The organism is Devosia sp. P1_H9 (genome assembly GCF_056405135.1).
The window spans coordinates 58933-77170 of the sequence record NZ_JBFUCQ010000007.1; the positions used below are offsets into that span (position 1 = coordinate 58933).

The following is an 18238-nucleotide window of genomic DNA, read 5'->3' on the forward strand; positions in this document are numbered from 1 at the left end:
GTCGTCCCAATGGGGTATCCGCCTGGCCGTCAACGACCGCCTTAGGCGCCGCAAGCGTTCGCGCGAGCGACAAGGAAGGCCGCTTCCCGCGCGTTGCGGCTGAGCTTGGCTGCTGCCTCGAATTCGGCGCGGGCCTCGGCGCGGCGCCCGGCCCGAAACAGAAAGTCGCCCCGCGCTGCCGGCAATGGCGCGTAGTTGCGCAGGGCCGGATCAGCGGCAATCTCGTCCACCAGCCTGAGGCCCGCTTCGGGCCCGAAGGCCATGCTGTGGGCGATGGCACGATTGAGATCGACCACCGGCGAGGGCATCACCTGGCGTAGCCGGTCATAGAGCGCGGCGATGCGGGGCCAATTGGTATCGGCTGCGCTGGGCGCGCGCGCATGGCAGGCGGCAAGCGCGGCTTGCAGCACATAGGGGCCGTCGCCACCCAGCGCTTCGGCGCGGGCCAGCGCGTCGAGCCCCTGGCGGATCAGCAACTGATCCCAGCGGGCGCGATTCTGCTCGGTCAGCGGCACCGGTGCGCCATCGGGGCCGATGCGCGTCATGAGGCGCGATGCCTGGATCTCCATCAGGGCCAGGAGGCCATGCACTTCGGCATCGCCGGGCAGCAATGCGGCCAGCATCCGGCCCAGCCGTTGGCCCTCGAGGCAGAGGCCCGGCCGGACGAGATCGTCGCCCGCCGTGGCCGCATAGCCTTCGTTGAAGATGAGGTAGATGACTTCGAGCACCGAGGGCAGCCGCGCGGCCCGCTCGTCGCCCCTTGGCACCTCGAAGCTCAATCCTGCCTTGGCGATCGCCTGCTTGGCGCGAACGATGCGCTTGGCAATCGTCGCCTCGTTGGTGAGGAATGCCCGGGCAATCTCGTCCGTCGTCAGGCCGCCGATGACCCGCAGCGTGAGCGCGGCCCGCGCGTCGGCCGACAGCATGGGGTGGCAGGCGGTGAAGATAAGGCCGAGCAGCTCGTCGCCGAGATCGTCGCTCATGGACGCCACTATCGCTTCGGCGGCGTCATCGGACGCCTCGTCCAGCGTCCGCGCGATTTCCTCGTGCTTGCGCTGGCGCATCCTGTCGTGGCGGATTGCGTCGATGGCGCGCCGTTTGGCAGTCGTCATCAGCCATGCGCCGGGGTTGGCGGGAACGCCGGTCCTCGGCCACTCGGCAAGCGCAATCACGAGGGCGTCCTGCGCCAGCTCCTCGGCACGATCGATATTGCGCAGCAGCCGGGCGAGGCCCGCGATGAGCCTCGCCCGTTCAATGCGAAAGGTCGCTTCGATCGCCCGGTGTGCCTCGTCCGCGGTCATGCCTTGTTGTCGGCCAAGACCGCAGGGGAGACAAGCCGCCTAGCCCACGGATCTGGTCAGGCCCACGCCAAAGGCCACCGCTTCCGGATCATCGCTGTACATCCAGGTGTTGGTGCCCGCGAGGTCGCTCACGAAGCCATCCATCGACATGGACAGCTTCTCTCTCATCACGCGACCCCGAGCTTGCCGCGCTCGCCGTCACGGGGCGTCGTCAGCTCCTCGGGCGTCAGGAACTCGGCCAGGTCCGCCGCCTCGAGGAATGGGCGGATCTCGACTTCGCTCTTGCCCGGCATGGGATTGGGGTAGCGCTTCAGCCAGGCCACGGCCTCGTCCATGTCCTTGACCTCCCAGATCTGGAAACCGGCGACCAGCTCGCGGGTCTCGGCGAACGGCCCATCGATGACCGTGCGCCGGTCGCCCTCGATGGTCATGCGCTTGGACTCCGCGCTGTTCTTGAGCCCGGCGCCTGCCACGAGGACCCCCGCCTTGACCAGCTCCTCGGTGAACCGGTCCATCGCCGCAAACGCCTCGGGCGTGGGCGCCTCGCCCTTTTCGCTGCCCTCGCTGGCCTTCCCGAACACCATCACACGCATCGATTGTCTCCTTTGTCAGAGCCGGCCCTGATCGGCCTAGCAATGGAACGACGAACGGGGCTTTCAGAAAAGGACACTGTCCTTGCGAAGTATCTAGGTCAGGGAAACTGAGGCGGACGCTGGTGTCCATCGGAATATCAGCGATCTGCCTTGCGCCGGTTTTTGAATGTGTCGCTCGGGCTGATCCGCGTTAGGCTTGTTTCGAGTTGAGCACCAATCGGGGTCGAATCGTAAATGTCGTCAGGAGGATGGGAGGTACTCGCGCGGTGGGGTGATGACGTCGTTCGCATCGAACCCCTTACCGGCGGCGTGGCCAACGACGTGTGGAGCGTGCGCATCAACGGGCAGTTGGCGGTCGGTCGCCTCGGCAGCAGGAGCGACGCTGATCTCGCGTGGGAGACTGGGCTCATGCAGCACCTCGACCGCGCGGGTCTGACCGTGCCGGTGCCGATCCCGACCACCGATGGCCGGCTGTTCGCGGACGGCCTGGTGGTGATGAAATACATGGAGGGCGGGCCGCCCGAGACGGCGACCGACTGGCGTCGCGTGGCCGACACGCTGCGCCAACTGCATCAGTCGACGCGGGGCTGGCCGCAGCGCCCAGGCTGGCGATCCTCGACCGACCTCCTCGTCGCCGAGACCGGAACGAGGATCGATCTCACCGCGATGCCGCCCGACGGCGTTGCGCGATGCCGAGCAGCGTGGGCGCGGCTCGCCGGACGTGAGACCCGCGTTGTCCACGGCAACCCCAACAGTCCCGCCAACGTGCGGATGACCACGAACCAGGTCGCGCTGATCGACTGGGACGAGGCCCATGTCGACGTCCCCGACCTCGACCTGGGTTCTTTGCCCCACAACGCCGCCGGCCTCGATGGCGCCGCTCGTGACATCGCCGAGCAAGCGTCGGCCGCGTGGGAAGCCGCCGTCTGCTGGGACGACGAGTACTCAATCAAGCGACTTGCCGAAGTTCGGGCGGTCTGAGCATCGATAGCCAATGCGAGCCATTACGAGATGAAGCCGCACCCGCAGTTCAAGAACAGATCAATTCCCGCCGTCCATACTCTGGGGGATCTCACGCTGAGGGCGCTCTCGATCAATGACCTGGAGCGAGACTTCAGCGCGGTCATGGAAAGCGCGGCCGATATCAAGGCCGCGAACCCCGGTTCGAAGTGGCCGGACGGCCTGACAAAGGAAAAGAACCTCATCGATCTCGCCTGGCATCAGCGAGAGTTCGAGGCCCGGCGAAGCTTTGCGTGGGTGATCGAGAACACCGACGGGGCGTACCTCGGGTGCCTGTATGTCTATCCATCGATTGCCGGCCAGACATTGGCCGACGTCATATGGTGGTGGCGCAGGGGGGTGGCCGCTTCCAACCAATCCTTCCGGGCGCTTCTGCTGGAATGGCTGTCCGGCAATGATTGGCCGCGCCTCACCTACAACCTGCAGGACGAGTGAGCACCGCTACGGCGGCGTCAGGGTAGCTTCGTAAGCCACCTGCATCTTGGCGAAGGCCGATACCTCGGGCGGCGGCGCTCCGAGGTGGATATGCCGCAGCTCCTGCATGAACTCGGACCAGAGCTGCGGGCCGCCGTCCTCGAGCACTTGTGCCCCAGTTGCGAGGTCTGCCGCCGGGAGTGTGTGACGCAGTCCCCAGCTGCCCATCACGGCCATCAGGGGCACGAGTTCGATCGCCTTCTCGGTCAGGCTCTAGACGACCCTCTGCTTGTGGCCCGGATCAGCGCTGCGCGTGAGCAGCCCATTGGCGGTCAGGCGCTTGAGGCGGTCCGTCAGGATGTTTGACGCGATCCCCTCGATGCTCTCGGTGAGATAAGACCGAAAAGTGCGGCGACGGCCGCCGAACATGCTGTCGCGCAGGATGATCAGGCTCCAGCGATCCCCGAAGGTATCAAGCGTATTGTTGATCGGGCATCCCGCGCGTCGATAGCTCATCGCATCCATCCGCCAAACTGGTTGCAAAATAGAGGTGGTTCCGGGCCGAGACCGACTGTTAGCACAGTGTTCGGCGCAAATGAACGCGGTCCCGGCGGACCGCCGCCAATCGATTGGAGCCAGCGCATGGCAAAGCTCGTCTTTGGAATGAACCAGTCTCTGGATGGCTATGTCGACTACACCGCGTTTGCACCAAGCCCCGTGCTTTTCCGCCACTTCATCGAGCAGGCGCAGAGCAATGCGGGGAGTCTCTACGGTCGCCGCCTCTACGAGATCATGCAGTATTGGGACGAAGACCAGGCCGATTGGGGGGCGGACGAACGCGATTTCGCGGCGGCGTGGCGGAGTGCGCCGAAATGGGTGGTGTCGAAAACGCTGAAATCGGTCGGTCCCAACGCGACGCTCGTCGAGCCTGACCTCGAGGCGGCGGTGCGCAAGCTCAAGGCGGAGCATGATGGGGTGATTGAAGTTGGCGGACCGGTCCTGGCGCGGAGTCTGACCGACCTCGGGCTGATCGATGAGTATCGCATCTACCTTCACCCCGTGGTGCTCGGGTCCGGCGACCCCTTCTTCGCCGGCCCCCGGCCGCCGCTCCACCTTGCCGCCAGCGAGCAGGTGGACAAGGACGTGATCCTCCTGACCTACGTGCCGGCCTGAAGAGGGGTGAGCGATGCTGAGCTGGCAGGTGGGCCGGGTGAAGATCACCCGCATCGTCGAAATGGATTTGCCGGTGCCTGTCGAGTTCATGCGAGGGGCGACGCCTGAGGCGCTGCGCAAGTTGCCGTGGCTCTATCCGCACTTTGTCAGCGCGGACGACAGCACGCTCAACCTCAGCGTCTACGCGCTGCTGGTCGAGGCGCCGGGGCTGAGGCTGGTGGTGGACACCTGCGTCGGCAACGACCGGCCGCGCGAGTTCACCGGTGGTGAGGCCCTGTCGACGCCGTTCCTCGAGCAGCTTGGCGAGGCGGACTGGTCGCGCGACAGTGTCGACGCCGTGGTATGCACGCATCTCGATGTCGACCACATCGGCTGGAACACCATGCTCGAGAACGGCAAATGGGTGCCGACCTTCCCTCGGGCGAGCTATCTCATCGGCCGGCAGGAATACGATTTCTGGAAAGGCGTCGACGAAGCCGAACAGGTGGCGGCGATGGCAGACAGCATCAAGCCGATCTTCGAGGCCGGCCTCGTCCAGCTGGTGGAGCAGGACCACGTGATCTCGCCGGAGATCCGGCTCACGCCGTCCATCGGCCACACGCCCGGCCATGTCAGCGTGATGATCGAGTCCGAGGGCCAGCGGGCGGTGATCACCGGCGACATGACCCACCACCCATGCCAGATGGCGCATCCCGACTGGATGCTCGCGGACGTCGACCCCAAGACCGCCGTGCTCACCCGCTCGCGCCTCTTTGCCGAATGGGCCGACCAGCCGATCCTCGTCATCGGCACCCACTTCGCGGCCCCCACCGCCGGCCACATCGTCCGCGACGGCGACGCATTCAGGTTCGTGGTGTGAGGGCCTTCGCTCCCCGGCGCGGAACGGTTATTGTGGACATCGTGCCACTCCTGCGCCGCTGCGCCTGTGGAACGTGGAGAATCTCTTTGGTACTCCTTCGCGGCCGGTGCACTGTACATCCGCTTGGGCTGTGGAGGGAAATCGTGCTCGCGAGATCAATTGCATTCGTGGTGGCATCATTCTTGATGATCACCGGTGCGCTCTCTCAGGATGGAGCGCGTGCCTATCATCTGCTTCCTGAAGGCACCGACATCATCAGCTTGACTGCGACGGGCCTGCACACGGAACTTCCCTCTGGCGTGTACGACGTGGGCGTCGTGACGCCGTCGTATCGCCAGTCGATCAACGTGTTCGGAAACGCCGGCGCCATTCTGATCGGCATGCCGATTGGCGGCTTGTCCGGCTCCCTCATGGGGGGCGTCATCGAGCAGAGCACTGGCCTCGTCCAGGGCGATCTCTTCGTGGGCGGCGTGTTGGGGCTCGTCGGGTCGCCATCGCTCTCGCCGATGGATTTCGTCCAGTACAAGCCAGGTTTTCGCGCCAACCTTGCCGCAAAGCTGTTCCTGCCGACCGGTGCCTATGACTCGGACCAGTTCGTGAACCTGGGACAAAACCGTTGGTCGCTGCAGGCCAGCGTGCCGATCAGCTACGTGCTGGCAGACTCGATGATCGACCCCGAGCTGATGACGTTCGAAATCGTCCCGTTCGTGCAGATCTTCGGTGACAACGAGGATACGCCCGGCCCGATCACTGTGACCAGCCAGGAGCCGATATGGGGGCTCGAGGGCCATATCACCCGCAACTTCAGCCCGACCGTGTGGGCTTCCCTCGACGGTGCCTACATCGCCGGCGGTGAGACCTCGTTCGACGGCGTCGCGCAGGGTGACGCACTGGAGACGCTTGCGCTCGGGGCAACACTCGGCCTGTCGCTTAGTCCGTCCGTTGCGCTGCGGTTGAGCTACGAGGAGTTCGTCTATTCAAGTGACCCGGATACGGCGGCCCGCGGCTTCAAGGCCACCTCGTCCTTCCTCTTCTAGCTCAGACCCGCATCTTGGCGCGGGCATAGGCGTTCGGCAGGTCGTCCATCACCGTTCGCCCGCCATATTCCGGGGCGCGACGGCGTTCTTCGGCGATGAACTCGTGGAAGCTCGGGCCGGTGGCGCCGGCTTCGAGCTGGCGCGACTGGCGGTCGAGGCGCTTGATCGCATCGAGCTCCTCGTCGCGGCCGAGCCTCGCCTTGCCCACCGCTGACTTCAGCACGCGGATGGTCTCGTCGTAGACCTTGAGCGGCACCGGGAAGGGATGGCCGTCCTTGCCGCCATGCGCCATGGCAAAGCGGGCAGGATCGGCGAAGCGGTGCGGCGCGCCGTGCACCACTTCGGCCACCTGCGCCAGCGCCCGTACGGTGCGCGCGCCGACGCCCGGCACCAGCAGCAGTTCGGTGAAATCGGTGGGTGCGCGGTCGGCCGCCGCGGCGAGGCTGCCGTGCAGCCGGCGCAGCATCACGTCCTTGGGGCGGATATCGTGATGCTCCGGCATCACCAGGTGCGGCAGCATCAACTGGTCATCCGCCACCGGCGCCGGCTCGGCGATCCCCTCGATACGGCCGACCTCTCGCACGATGGCATCCGGCCCCATGCCGCCCAGGATATCAACCTGCGAGGTCCGCGAGCGCGCCGCCCGCACGTCGGTCAGGTTGACGATCGTCCCCTGGCCCGCCCCCTCAATCGCCGCATGCGGCTGCTCGACGAAACTGCGCAACCCCTCGGAGCGCCAGTGATAGCGCCGCGCGGTCCTTGCATCGCCCTTCATCCCCTGCTGCACCACCACCCAGTGCCCATCATCGGCAACGATGAAGCCGTGGAGGTAGAGCTCGAACCCGTCCTGCACCGCAGCGCTGTCGACCTTCGCCACCAGCCGGCTGGCCTTGGCCAGCGCCGCGCCATCGAAGCCGACGCGGTTGCCGATCGCCACCAGTTCATCAGGGGTCTTGCGCGAATGCCGCCCGCGCCCGCCGCAGACATGCAGCCCAAGTTCGCGCTCCAGCGGCCGCAACCCGCCCTTCAGCGCGCCGATGACGCTGGTCGTGATGCCCGAGGAGTGCCAGTCCATGCCCATGACGGCGCCGAACGACTGGAACCAGAATGGATGCGCCAGCCGGCTCAGCAGCTCGTCCCGGCCATATTCCATGACGATCGCCTGGCAGATCACCGCCCCGAGCCGCGCCATCCGCTCGCTCAACCATTTCGGCACCCGCCCGCCATGCAGCGGCAGATCGGCGCTTCCGCCTCGATTGGCCATCGGTCAGTTCCTTGGTTCGATGGAACCTTACCACAGGAACAAACAGGAAACAAACCAGCTCGTGATGCGCGCCGACCCCCACCCCTGTCCCCTCCCCTCAACAGGGACGAAAGCCTCGACGTGCCTGTGATGGTCTCCCTCCCCATTCTTGGAGGGAAGAGACAGGAGCGGGGGTCAGCTCGTATCGGCGCACCCGCCTCCTAGAATTTCCCCGACAGCGTGAACTTCACCGCATGCACCGAGGCCTCGCCGCCGAACTGCCCCTGATAGCCGAGGTCAAGGCTCACCCCAGGTGCGAGCTCGGTGCCGAACCCTGCTTCCAGCAGCAAGGCGGTATCGCCGATCCCCGCCCCTGTCACCGTGAACGGCGAACCTCTGTCGAAGCCGTGCGTCGCCGACGGCTGGTCGCCTGCCATGTGCTGCATCCCGACCATCCCCCTGGCGTGCACCACCACCCCGTCGCCGAGTGTAAAATCCTGGGCCGCCTTCAGCCCGGCGATCAACACCGCAGCGCCAAGATCGCCCGAGGCGCCGGCAAGCGCCGCGTCGCCACCGCTCTCACGGTAGCTGCCGCCCGATTGCCCGATCAGTGCCGCGCGCACGAACGGCGTCAGCGTCGTCTCGCCGAGTTCGAACGCGTAGCCGAGTTCGCCAAACAGCTGCGCTGTGGTGGTGGTGTAATCCGCGGTCAGCGTCTCACTGAAGCCGGCAAAATCAGGCATGCGGGTCACCGACACCTGGTGCGAGGCCATGGCCGCGCCAAATGCCACACGCACCTCGCCCAGCGCCGCACCGCCATAGATGCCAAGCTGGTAGCTCACCGCCTCGGCCTGCGAGTCCCGCTCCGGTATCCGGATCGCGTCCGCGCCGGTGCCGGCCAGCACGCCCAGGAATACCTCGCGGCTCACCACTCCATCGACGCCAACCAGCAACCCGCCCGAGCCGTAGTCCAAACCGGCGGCATTGCCGTCGCCCTCCACCGTGCCGCCGGCGCCATAGCCGCGGACCCAAATGTTGCGTGCGCCGACCTGGCTTTCGGCAATCGCCGCGAACGCCGCATCGACCCGATCGAAGGCTGCGTCGCGCGGATGCCGGCTGGCGTCGAGCAGCACCCGCAGCGTTGAAGCATGGATCTCGCCCGAGAGGTCATCGAACGCCTCCAGCGCATCCGCCGCGCTCAACGGCACTACGGCGTCGAACACCGGGGTCGCCGGCATGGCCTGCAGCGTCGTGGCGGTGGCGAACTGGTTTGGCGTTTMGGCGATCGCGGGGAGGKTCGTGATCGCCGAAACGCGCAACCACACCTCGCCGGGTGTGTCGTAATCGAGCACGAATTCGAGGAAGGCGGAGTCGTCGACCACGGCGGTGAAGCCGCCCGCAACGCCCCCAGCGGTGAGGATCTGATAGCCGCTGCCGAGTGCGTAGGAGCCGGAACCGGTGGAGACGCTCACCGTGCCGCCGCTCAGCGTCGCGACGCCTGAAACGGCGAGCTTCCCGGCAACGGCCGCCGGGGTGACTCCGACCCTGAAGGTGCTGCCGCCCTCGTTGCCATAGGTGCCGGTAACGTTGAGCGTGCCAGCCGTCAGGTCCATTGTGCCGGCATTCTTCACCGCGCCGACCAGTGTACCGGTGCCCTTGATGGTTCCGAGCGCCCTGATATCGATGGTCGGGCTGGTCAGCGTGCCGAGCGCGGTCAGCACGCCCGCTTGCACCTCGGAGCTGGTCATGAAGACACCGGCATTGTTGATGGTCCAGGCACTACCCTGCATCGAGAGGGTCTCGAAGTTGAGGAACTTGCCGAGGCTCTCGCTGCCGCTGCCCAGCAGCACCAGGTTGTCGGTGCCGGTTCCGCCCTTCACCAACCCATTCAGCACCGAGCCGGTGTCGAGCTTCAGCGTCCGTGTCGTGCTGCCGTTGAAGTTGATGGCGTTGACGGCGCCGGTGATGGTGCCGGAGTTGGTCACCGTGCCCGTGCCATTGAGGTAAAGCCCATCGCCTGAGGCCGACTTGATGGTGCCGGAGTTGATGATGATCCCGCCGGCCGTCGCCTCCACAGCCTTGGAACTGGCGCTGGCGCCGGTCGACTCGATGGTTCCGGCATTGGTCAGCGTGAGCGGCGCCGAACCGCTGGCATAGATGCCGTTGAAGCCACCCTTGATGAAGCCGGTGGCGTAGTTGGTGATGGTGGCGGCGCCGCCCTGCACCAGCACGCCGGTGGAGTTGCCGGTCAGCCGGGTGTTGACAATGGTGCCGGAATTGTAGACCTCGCGCGAAGCGCCATTGCTGATGGAAACGGCGTTGCCGGAACTGTTGGCGGTGATGGTCGCGCCGGCGAGATTGGTGACGCTGCCGCCGAACTTGAGCGCAACGAGGTCGCTCGCAGTGCCGGTCTGGGTGATGGCGCCAGCATTGGTGACCGTGCCGGCTCCCGCCGAATTGGTGCCGATGACGATGGCGCTGGTGCCGGTGGCGATCGTCGCTCCCAGCTTGTTGTCGACGCTGCCGCCGCCAAGCAACGTGATGCCGGTGTCGACCGCGCTGATCGAGAAGAAGTTGGTCACCGACGAGGCGGCGCCGTCGAGCTTGATCGCATCCCCTGCGATGCCGACGCCGCTGATGCTGCCGCTGTTGGTCAACGTCCAGGTGCCGGTGCCGAAGATGGCGATGCCGCCCGACGTGCTGTCGACAGTTACGCCGGTCGCAACGTTCGCAATAGGTCCGGTCTCGAGGTTGAGGTTCATCCCGGTGGCGGTAGAGGCGATCTCGACCGCCTGCGTCTGCGCCAGCGACAGCTGCAAAGCGACCGCAATCGCCACAAGGCGCCGGCTGCCTCCGCGCTTCACAATCCTCATGGTCAAACGCCCCCGACCCTAAACTGCGATCGAGCCTAGGGGCCGCGAGTGATCAGGCGTAGCTGACTACACGGGGCAGACCGGGGCAACACAGGGCATGGTTCAGCGGTAGGGCGTCATCCAGCCCAACCCCTCGCTGGTCCCGGCCAAGGGGCGATACTCGCAGCCGACCCAGCCGTCATAGCCCAGACGGTCGAGCTCGGAGAGCACGAAGCCATAGTTGATCTCGCCGGTGCCCGGCTCATGCCGGCCCGGTGCATCGGCGATCTGGATGTGGCCGATGCGCCGCTTTAGCCGTTCATAGGTCGGCACCAGGTCGCCGGCCGTCACCTGCTGGTGGTAGATGTCGTACTGGATCAACAGGTTGTCCGAACCCACCGCATCCAGCACCCGCTCGGCGTGGCGCGCGGTGGAGAGAACGAAGCCCGGAATGTCGCGCGTGTTGATCGGCTCGATCAGCAACTGCACGCCCGCCTCGGCAAATCGTGGCGCCGCGTATTGCAGGTTCGCCACCAGCGTCGACTCCAGCACCTCTGCAGCGATACCGCGCGGCGCAACGCCGGCGAGGCAGTTCACCCTCGGGCAGCGCAGCTCCCGGGCATAGCGGATCGCGACGTCGACGCCTGCGCGGAACTCATCCAGGCGGTCCGGATGGCAGGCGATGCCCCGCTCGCCGCCGTCCCAGTCACCCGCCGGCATGTTGAACAGCGCCTGTTCGAGGCCGTGCGCGGCGAGCAACGCCGCCAGTTCCTCGGCCTCCGCCACATAGGGCACCGCATATTCCACCGCCCGAAAGCCATCGGCCGCGGCCGCGGCAAAGCGGTCGAGAAACGGCAGCTCGGGATAGAGGAACGACAGGTTGGCGGAGAATTTCGGCAAACGCGGCACCTCGACGGGCCCGCGAAATTGCCGCCCTCCGGCGCGCCGGGAGAGCGCGTCGGAGGACATTTTCCGGGAGGACCCCCAGAAAAGTTAGACCAAAAGCCGGGTCGGGTCAGACCTTCACGCGGATCATCTGGTACGAGTAGGGCGCCAGCTTCACGCTCAACGTCTTGCCGTCGACCTTGGCGCCCGAACCCTTGGCCGGGGCGACATTGGTCTGGGCGGTCGCAGTGTTCACCGCGCGCAGATTCTCGTGGGTCATCACCTGGTGGTCGATCACGGTCGCAGCGCCGAAGCCTTCGAGGCTCAGGTCCACATCGATCGATTCCGTGGCGTGGCGGTTCACTGCGAAGAAGCTGATGGTGCCGTCTTCCTCGTTGTGGACGCCCGAGACGTCGACATAGCCGATATTGTCGCCATGCACGGAGTCGTAGCCGGGCGACTTAACATTGAGCTGCAGCGTCGTGCCACGGCCGAACACCGAGGCGAAGTAGTAGGGGTAGTAGATGGTCTGCCGCCAGGCCTGCCCTTTAGGGTCGGTCATGATCGGCGCGATCACGTTCACCAGCTGCGCAATACAGGCGAGCTTCACCACGTCGGAACGGCGGATGAAGGTGTTGAGGATCAGGCCGACCTGCAGCACGTCCTCGAAGTTATAGATGTCTTCGAGCAGGCGCGGCGCATGCGGCCAGCCGCCATTGCCGTCGAGGATGACGCGGTCCTGCTTGTTGGAGTGGTACCAGACGTTCCACTCGTCGAAGCTGATATAGACGTTGTGCTTCGAACGCTTCTTCGCCTTCACGAAGTTGATGGTCGAGGCGACCGTCGCGATGTAGCCGTCGAGCTTTTCGTTGAGCGCCAGGTAGTTGGCGCTGTTCTTGGCCAGCACGTCCGGGCCGGCGCCGTCGAGCAGGGCCTGCTCGTTCTCGCGGTTGGCGAAGTACATATGCAGCGAGATATGGTCGACGTTGTCGTAGGTGTGCTCGAGCACCTCGCGTTCCCAATCGGGATAGGTCGGCATGTTGGCGTGGGACGAACCGCAGACGATCAGCTCGAGCTTCTTGTCGAAGGCGCGCATGGTCTTGGCGACTTCATTGGCCAGCCGGCCGTACTCGTGCGCGGTCTTGTGGCCGACCTGCCAGGGGCCGTCCATCTCGTTGCCGAGGCACCAGAGCTTGACGTTGAAGGGGTCGGCGCGGCCGTTCTTCTTGCGCAAGTCACCCCAGTACGAACCGGTCGGGCCGTTGACGTATTCGAGGAAGTTGCGGGCGTCGTCGAGGCCGCGCGAGCCGAGGTTGATGGCGAGCATCATCTCGGTGTCGACGAGGTCGCACCAGTCGGCGAACTCGTGGACGCCCACGGCGTTGCTGTCCGAGGTGTGCCAGGCGAGATCGAGGCGGGTCGGGCGCTGCTCGCGCGGGCCGACACCGTCTTCCCAGTTATAGGCCGAAACGAAGTTGCCACCCGGATAGCGGACCATCGGCACCTTCAGCTCGCGGACCAGCTGGGCGACGTCGCCACGCATGCCGTTCTTGTCGGCGGTCTCGTGGCCGGGCTCGTAGATGCCGGTGTAGATGGCGCGCCCGAGGTGTTCGAGGAACGCGCCATAGACGCGATCGTCGATCTTCGAAATGGTGTAGTCCTTGTGCGCCGTAACCGTCGCCCGCATCGGCTCCTCCTATGTCACCCGTTTTGGTGATTTATATCGTCTAGCTTGATATGGAACCGACGGCGACGCGTCAAGAGGGCAGAGCCACCGGCAGAGTTCACGGTCCAGGCGTGGACTTTGTGCCGGTTTTGGCCAGTCGAAAGCCTGCTATTCGGTCTCGATCCGGAGCACGATGTCCTGATCGTAGTTGCCGAAGCCACGGCCGAAGATGTTGATGCCGCCCGGGTGCTTGGCATCCTCCTTCACCCCGATCCTGAGCCGGATCGAGTGGTGGGTATCGAGATCGAGGTCCTTCAGCGACACCGGCGAGATCTTCATGCCATCGACATAGGTGCCCGAGCCGTTGACGCGGAAGCTCTTCAGCTTGCCGTACTGGCTGCCCTTCAGTTTCCACCAATCCGGGGTGTAGACGCCGCGCTTGTCGCCGAAATCGCCGGGCGAGGTCCAGGTGCCGATGTCCTGGCCGTTGACCCCGACGGTGATGTCGGATGGCCAGTCGGCGCTGGTGCCCGGCACCTCCGAGCTCAGTTCGATGGAAAACTCCATCGAGTTGATCTTCTGCTGCGCCAGCCTTGCGTTGTTGGGGAACTGGTACTCGACATAGCCGCGGGTGAACCAGATCAGCCCGGTTTTCATGCGCTCGGGATCGAGGAAAGTATCGGGCACGTCGAGCAGCCCGATGATCCCCTCGGTGGAGCACAACCCGCACGGCGCCGAGACTTCGCAGCTGGTATAGAGCCCCAGCGGCATCGCCACTTCGATGACATTGGCCTTGAGCGGGCGGATGTCTTCCTTGAACATCACCAGCACTTCGTCGAACAGGCTGTGGCAGATCTTCTGGTTGCCCTTGCGGGCCTTCTGGGTCTCGGTGCGCACCAGCCCGGCCTCGACCAGCGTCTGCATGTTCGAGCTGACCGTCGATTGCGGCTGCTCGAGCTTGGCGGCGATGTCATTGACGTTCATCGCCCCTTCGATGTGGAGGAGCTTGAGGATGGCCACGCGCACTTCGGAGGCCAGCGCCTTCAGCACCTCGGGCCTCTCCTCAGGGTCGATAAGCAGGAAGTTGCGGCTCATGAGTCGTGGCGCCCCCCAAAAAACGCAGAGGGCGTTTGTATCAGGAAGTTCGGTACAGTCAAACGATGGGCTGCTGCCGGTGCCGGCTCAGTCGGTGTGGAACACCTCGTCCACCGAGGCCCACCATTCGCCGTCCTTGCGGGTCTCGAGTGGCTGCTGCATCGGCATGCAGACCGACCACCACTCCTGGGTCACCGGGTCGGCGGCCATCGCCGCCATGTCGGCCTCATAGTCGGTGCCGATATACTCGAAGTACGAGAACAGCAGGTTTTCCGGCTGCTTCAGGAAGATCGAGTAGTTGCGGATGTTGGAGTTCCTGATCTGCTTCAGCACATCCGGCCACACCGCGGCATGCACCCGCACATAGTCGGCCACCGCTTCGGGCTTCAGCCCCAGCACCGCCCCATAACGCTTCATTGCAATATCCTCCTCAAATATGCCGTGCGGCAGGTGCCGCTTATTCCCTTGATCACCCGCGCCGTTGCGAAATCTCCTGGCCGCTGGCGATCAGCATCTGCAGCACTACGTCGCCACTGGGCGCGGTCTTGACGTCGAGCCGCTCCGAATAGGGGCAGGTGAACACCGCGAGCACCCGGCCCATCGGCCCGAGGATCGGCACGGAGAGGTTGTTCACGCCCGCGATCTGCAGGCTCTGCATGTTCTCGAACCCTTGCTGGCGCACCCGCGTCAGGCGCTCCTCCAGGGCCGCGGTCAGTTGCTCCGGCTGGTCCTGCTCGTCGAGCATCAGGCGCCGCTCGTCGGCAGCAGCGAAGGCGAGAAGCACGTGCCCCGAACCGGTATTGATCAGGCTGATGCGCGAGCCGACGCGCACCGACACATTCCAGTAGCCCGGCCCATCGACCTGCGCCGCCACCACCAGGTTGCCGCGATCGTAGGTGGCGAGATGACAGGCCTGCTCGGCATCGCGGGCGAAGCGGCGCATCACCGGCATAGCCTGGCTCAGCAGCCGCTGCAGCGGTGGCCGCGCGTGGGCAAGCTCGAACAGCTTCAGCGTCACCTCGTAGCGATCGGCCGGCGTGCGGCGGACGAAGCCGCGATGCACCAGCCGGTCAAGCATGCGATAGATCTCGTTGGGCGACCGGTCGAGCGCCTTGGCGATCTCGGCCTGGCTGAGGCTTTCTTCGGTGGCCGCCAGCAGTTCGAGGATATCGAGGCCCTTGTCGAGGGCGGGCGCGCGGTACTTCTCCAGATCTTCGACCTGAACCATGCCCCCTCCGTTCGGCGCGATTGACGCCGCAAACCCCTCGTGCTTACTCACGAATAGTCTTTTCACATATGCACAACAAGCCGGATTCAGCCGGTGCGCGAGACTGCTGGAGGGAACCATGGCGCGGATCGCGCGGGTCGAAGTGCTGATGGTCGACCTCGTCCCCAAGGTGAAGCGGGTCGACGCCATCCAGTCCTTCGTTTCGCAGGAAACCCCGATAGTCCGGATCACGGACAGCGACGGGGTCACCGGCACCGGCTATAGCTACACGATCGGCACCGGCGGGCATTCGGTCATTGAGCTGCTGAAGCGCACGCTGGTCCCCGCAATCGTTGGCCGCGAGGCGCTGGAGATCGAAAAGATCTGGCGCGACCTGCTCTTCCTCACCCACGCCACCACCACGGGCGCCATCACCTCCATCGCACTGGCTGCGATCGATACCGCGCTTTGGGATTTGAAGGCGCGGAGACTCGGGCTGCCGTTGCACATCCTTGCCGGCGGTGCACAGGATGCCATCCCGCTCTACACCACCGAGGGCGGGTGGCTGCATCTCGAGGAAGCAGCCCTGATCGAGGATGCGCTGCGCGCCAAGGCCGACGGATTTGGCGGCTGCAAGCTGAAGGTGGGGCGGCCGATCCACGAGGACGTGCGGCGTATCTCCGCGGTGCGCGAGGCGGTGGGGCCCGGTTTCGAGATCTTCACCGACGCCAACCAGCGCTTCAATGTCGACGAGGCGATCCGCCGGGCACGCGCCTACGAACCGATCGATATTGGCTGGTTCGAGGAGCCGGTGACCGCCGAGGACATTTCTGGCCACGCGCGGCTGGTCGACCACACGTCGATCCCGATCGCGGTGGGCGAGAGCCTCTATTCGGCGATGCACTTCCGCGAGTATCTCGAGCGCCACGCCTGCTCGATCATCCAGGTCGATGTCGGTCGCATCGGCGGCATCACGCCGTGGCTGAAGGTCGCCCACATGGCCGAGGCCTTCAACATCGCCGTCTGCCCGCATTTCCTCATGGAGCTGCATGTCGGGCTCTGTGCCGCCATCCCCAATGGCCGCTGGGTCGAGTACATTCCGCAGCTAGACGAATTGACGACTGAACGGATGACCATCCGGGATGGTAAGGCGATCCCGTCTTCGAAGCCGGGCCTCGGCATCGCATGGGACCTGGACGCCATCGAGCGGATGACCGTCGAAGGCTCGCATTCGATCCATCTCTAGGAGCGCCGCCGTGCCGATTGTTGGAAGCGAGCCAGCCAGCCTGGAGCGGAGCTTCGGCAGGGAAGCGTTCGGCGCCGACCCCGCGAACTATCACAGCGCCCGGCCGCCCTATCCGCAGGCGACGTGGGAGGCGCTCGTGCAGGGGGCCGGCCTGCGTGCCGGCATCGATATTCTCGAGATTGGCGCCGGCACCGGCCTCGCGACACTGCCGCTGCTGGCACATGATCCGGCGCGGCTGGTGGCGATCGAGCCGGATCGTCGCCTCGCCGGCTTTCTTACCAAGGCCGCCGACGATCCACGCCTCACGGTGATCGACGAGACATTCGAGGATGTGGAACTGCGGCCCGCGTCCTTCGACCTAGTGATCAGTGCGACCGCGTTCCATTGGCTCGACCCCGTTCCGGCGCTCAAAGGCATCAGCGACATGCTGCGAGATGATGGCGCCGTGGCGCTGATCTGGAACGACTTTGGCGACGCCGGCCGTCCTGATCCGTTCCACGAGGCCACAGCACACCTGTTCGAAGGACACCGCGTCAGCGCGGGTAATGGTTCGGGCAGACTTTCGTTCGCCAGCGACGCCGACGCCCGTCTCGCAGATTTTGACGCGGCAGGGTTCGTTGCAGACGAGCCGCAGTTCCTGCGCTGGACGCACGCCCTCGACCCCGGAGGGGTACGCGCGCTCTACTCCACCTATTCCAACGTGACGGCGCTGCCTGCGCTCGAACGGGTGCGCCTTCTCGACGGCCTCTTCGAGATCGCAGCCACGCAATTCGATGGCCGCGTCGAACGCAACATGACCACCGCCATCTACACCGCTAGGCACGCGCCGGACGCGCACCTCGCTGCCTGAGACAACAAGCAAGAACTGGAGCAACCCCATGGCCGACATCAGCGGCAAGATCGTCCTCATCACTGCCGCAGCGCAGGGCATCGGCCTCGCCTCGGTGCATGCCTTCGTCAAGGCCGGCGCCAAGGTCATCGCCACCGACATCAATGCCGCCAAGCTGAAAGAGCTCGACGGCACCCCGGGTGTCACCACCCGCGTTCTCAACGTGCTCAGCACCGAGGAAGTGAACAAGGCGGTGGCCGAAATCGGCCACATCGATATCCTGTTCAACTGCGCCGGCGTGGTGCACTCGGGCAATGTCATGGAGATGCCGGACAAGGACCTCGAGTTCGCGTTCGATCTCAACGTCTGGGCGCAGATCCGCGCCATCAAGGCCGTGCTGCCGCAGATGCTGGAACGCGCCGATGGCTGCATCATCAACATGGCGACCGTTGCCTCGTCGGTGAAGGGCGTCCCCAACCGCGCCGCCTACACCATCTCGAAGGCCGCTGTGGTCGGGCTCACCAAGTCGATCGCCGCCGACTACACCGCCAAGGGCATCCGGGTGAACGCCATCTGCCCCGGCACCGTGGATTCGCCGTCGCTGCATGAGCGCTGGCACGCCACCGGGGATTTCGAGGCAGCCAAGAAAGCCTTCATCGCCCGCCAGCCGATCGGCCGCATCGCCCAGCCGGAAGAGGTCGCCGACCTCGCCGTCTACCTTGCTGGCGCGACCTACACTACCGGCCAGACCCACATCATCGATGGCGGCTGGACCGCGTAAGCGTCCCATAACGTGTAATGATCAAGCGCCGCGGCCT

At 65.3% G+C, this 18238-nt stretch carries 18 protein-coding genes and 1 pseudogene; 8 read left to right on the top strand and 11 right to left on the bottom strand.

What is annotated here, in order from left to right; all coding sequences use genetic code 11:
• Positions 1 to 41: 41 nt before the first annotated feature.
• The 3 genes from AC1DYL_RS15120 to AC1DYL_RS15130 are packed head-to-tail and all read right to left on the bottom strand — an operon-like array spanning position 42 to position 1894.
• Positions 42 to 1301 (bottom strand): RNA polymerase sigma factor, encoded by a 1260-nt coding sequence (locus AC1DYL_RS15120; protein WP_477173792.1) that lies wholly within the window; start codon positions 1299 to 1301, stop codon positions 42 to 44.
• Positions 1302 to 1340: 39 nt separating this feature from the next.
• Entirely contained in the window at positions 1341 to 1469 is a 129-nt protein-coding gene (locus AC1DYL_RS15125) for a hypothetical protein (RefSeq protein ID WP_477173793.1), read from the bottom strand.
• Complete coding sequence (locus tag AC1DYL_RS15130) at positions 1469 to 1894, bottom strand: YciI family protein (protein ID WP_477173794.1); 426 nt, start codon at positions 1892 to 1894, stop codon at positions 1469 to 1471. Before AC1DYL_RS15130 ends, AC1DYL_RS15125 begins: the two co-directional genes overlap by 1 nt.
• 234 nt (positions 1895 to 2128) lie before the next feature.
• Here AC1DYL_RS15130 and AC1DYL_RS15135 point away from each other — a divergent pair, with 234 nt between their 5' ends.
• Positions 2129 to 2875: a phosphotransferase gene (locus tag AC1DYL_RS15135; protein ID WP_477173795.1), complete on the top strand. Its 747-nt coding sequence runs from the start codon at positions 2129 to 2131 to the stop codon at positions 2873 to 2875.
• Between the two features lie 30 nt (positions 2876 to 2905).
• A complete protein-coding gene (locus AC1DYL_RS15140; RefSeq protein ID WP_477173796.1) occupies positions 2906 to 3349 on the top strand; it encodes a GNAT family protein in 444 nt (147 codons plus the stop codon).
• Positions 3350 to 3355: 6 nt separating this feature from the next.
• On the opposite strand, the pseudogene AC1DYL_RS15145 reads toward AC1DYL_RS15140, so the two are convergent.
• Positions 3356 to 3844: pseudogene (locus tag AC1DYL_RS15145) on the bottom strand (winged helix-turn-helix transcriptional regulator).
• Positions 3845 to 3970: 126 nt separating this feature from the next.
• Between AC1DYL_RS15145 and AC1DYL_RS15150 the strand changes: the two are divergent.
• The 3 genes from AC1DYL_RS15150 (at position 3971) to AC1DYL_RS15160 (ending at position 6397) form a co-directional block, all read left to right on the top strand.
• Positions 3971 to 4501, top strand: coding sequence for a dihydrofolate reductase family protein (locus AC1DYL_RS15150; RefSeq protein ID WP_477173797.1), 531 nt, complete (start codon positions 3971 to 3973; stop codon positions 4499 to 4501).
• Between the two features lie 13 nt (positions 4502 to 4514).
• Complete coding sequence (locus AC1DYL_RS15155; protein ID WP_477173798.1) at positions 4515 to 5360, top strand: MBL fold metallo-hydrolase; 846 nt, start codon at positions 4515 to 4517, stop codon at positions 5358 to 5360.
• A 143-nt stretch (positions 5361 to 5503) separates the two neighbouring features.
• Positions 5504 to 6397, top strand: a complete 894-nt coding sequence (locus AC1DYL_RS15160; protein ID WP_477151955.1) for a transporter — start codon at positions 5504 to 5506, stop codon at positions 6395 to 6397.
• 1 nt (position 6398) lies between these two features.
• Here AC1DYL_RS15160 and AC1DYL_RS15165 read toward each other — a convergent pair whose 3' ends face one another.
• The 7 genes from AC1DYL_RS15165 to AC1DYL_RS15195 all read right to left on the bottom strand — a co-directional run bounded on the left by AC1DYL_RS15165 (position 6399) and on the right by AC1DYL_RS15195 (position 15366).
• Positions 6399 to 7661 carry a DUF763 domain-containing protein gene (locus tag AC1DYL_RS15165; protein WP_477173799.1) on the bottom strand — a complete coding sequence of 421 codons (1263 nt, stop codon included), beginning with the start codon at positions 7659 to 7661 and terminating at the stop codon, positions 6399 to 6401.
• Between the two features lie 200 nt (positions 7662 to 7861).
• Positions 7862 to 10513, bottom strand: coding sequence for an autotransporter outer membrane beta-barrel domain-containing protein (locus tag AC1DYL_RS15170; protein ID WP_477173800.1), 2652 nt, complete (start codon positions 10511 to 10513; stop codon positions 7862 to 7864).
• A 102-nt stretch (positions 10514 to 10615) separates the two neighbouring features.
• The gene (hyi, locus tag AC1DYL_RS15175; protein ID WP_477173998.1) at positions 10616 to 11392 is read right to left on the bottom strand and encodes a hydroxypyruvate isomerase; all 777 of its coding nucleotides are present in this window, start codon (positions 11390 to 11392) and stop codon (positions 10616 to 10618) included.
• A gap of 115 nt (positions 11393 to 11507) precedes the next feature.
• Positions 11508 to 13064: an arabinosylfuranosidase ArfA gene (gene arfA, locus AC1DYL_RS15180; protein ID WP_477151960.1), complete on the bottom strand. Its 1557-nt coding sequence runs from the start codon at positions 13062 to 13064 to the stop codon at positions 11508 to 11510.
• 147 nt (positions 13065 to 13211) lie between these two features.
• A complete protein-coding gene (locus tag AC1DYL_RS15185; RefSeq protein WP_477173801.1) occupies positions 13212 to 14138 on the bottom strand; it encodes an ArsR/SmtB family transcription factor in 927 nt (308 codons plus the stop codon).
• Positions 14139 to 14225: 87 nt separating this feature from the next.
• Positions 14226 to 14555, bottom strand: coding sequence for an L-rhamnose mutarotase (locus AC1DYL_RS15190; protein WP_477173802.1), 330 nt, complete (start codon positions 14553 to 14555; stop codon positions 14226 to 14228).
• Positions 14556 to 14607: 52 nt separating this feature from the next.
• Positions 14608 to 15366, bottom strand: a complete 759-nt coding sequence (locus tag AC1DYL_RS15195) for an IclR family transcriptional regulator (protein WP_477173803.1) — start codon at positions 15364 to 15366, stop codon at positions 14608 to 14610.
• A 118-nt stretch (positions 15367 to 15484) separates the two neighbouring features.
• Between AC1DYL_RS15195 and AC1DYL_RS15200 the strand changes: the two genes are divergently transcribed.
• Genes AC1DYL_RS15200 through AC1DYL_RS15210 form a run of 3 tightly spaced genes read left to right on the top strand, consistent with a single transcriptional unit; the run spans position 15485 to position 18201 of the window.
• On the top strand, positions 15485 to 16591 hold the full coding sequence (locus AC1DYL_RS15200; protein ID WP_477173804.1) for a mandelate racemase/muconate lactonizing enzyme family protein: 1107 nt from the start codon (positions 15485 to 15487) through the stop codon (positions 16589 to 16591).
• A gap of 10 nt (positions 16592 to 16601) precedes the next feature.
• Positions 16602 to 17441 carry a class I SAM-dependent methyltransferase gene (locus AC1DYL_RS15205; protein WP_477158360.1) on the top strand — a complete coding sequence of 280 codons (840 nt, stop codon included), beginning with the start codon at positions 16602 to 16604 and terminating at the stop codon, positions 17439 to 17441.
• A gap of 28 nt (positions 17442 to 17469) precedes the next feature.
• The gene (locus AC1DYL_RS15210; RefSeq protein ID WP_477173805.1) at positions 17470 to 18201 is read left to right on the top strand and encodes an SDR family oxidoreductase; all 732 of its coding nucleotides are present in this window, start codon (positions 17470 to 17472) and stop codon (positions 18199 to 18201) included.
• Positions 18202 to 18238: the final 37 nt, after the last annotated feature.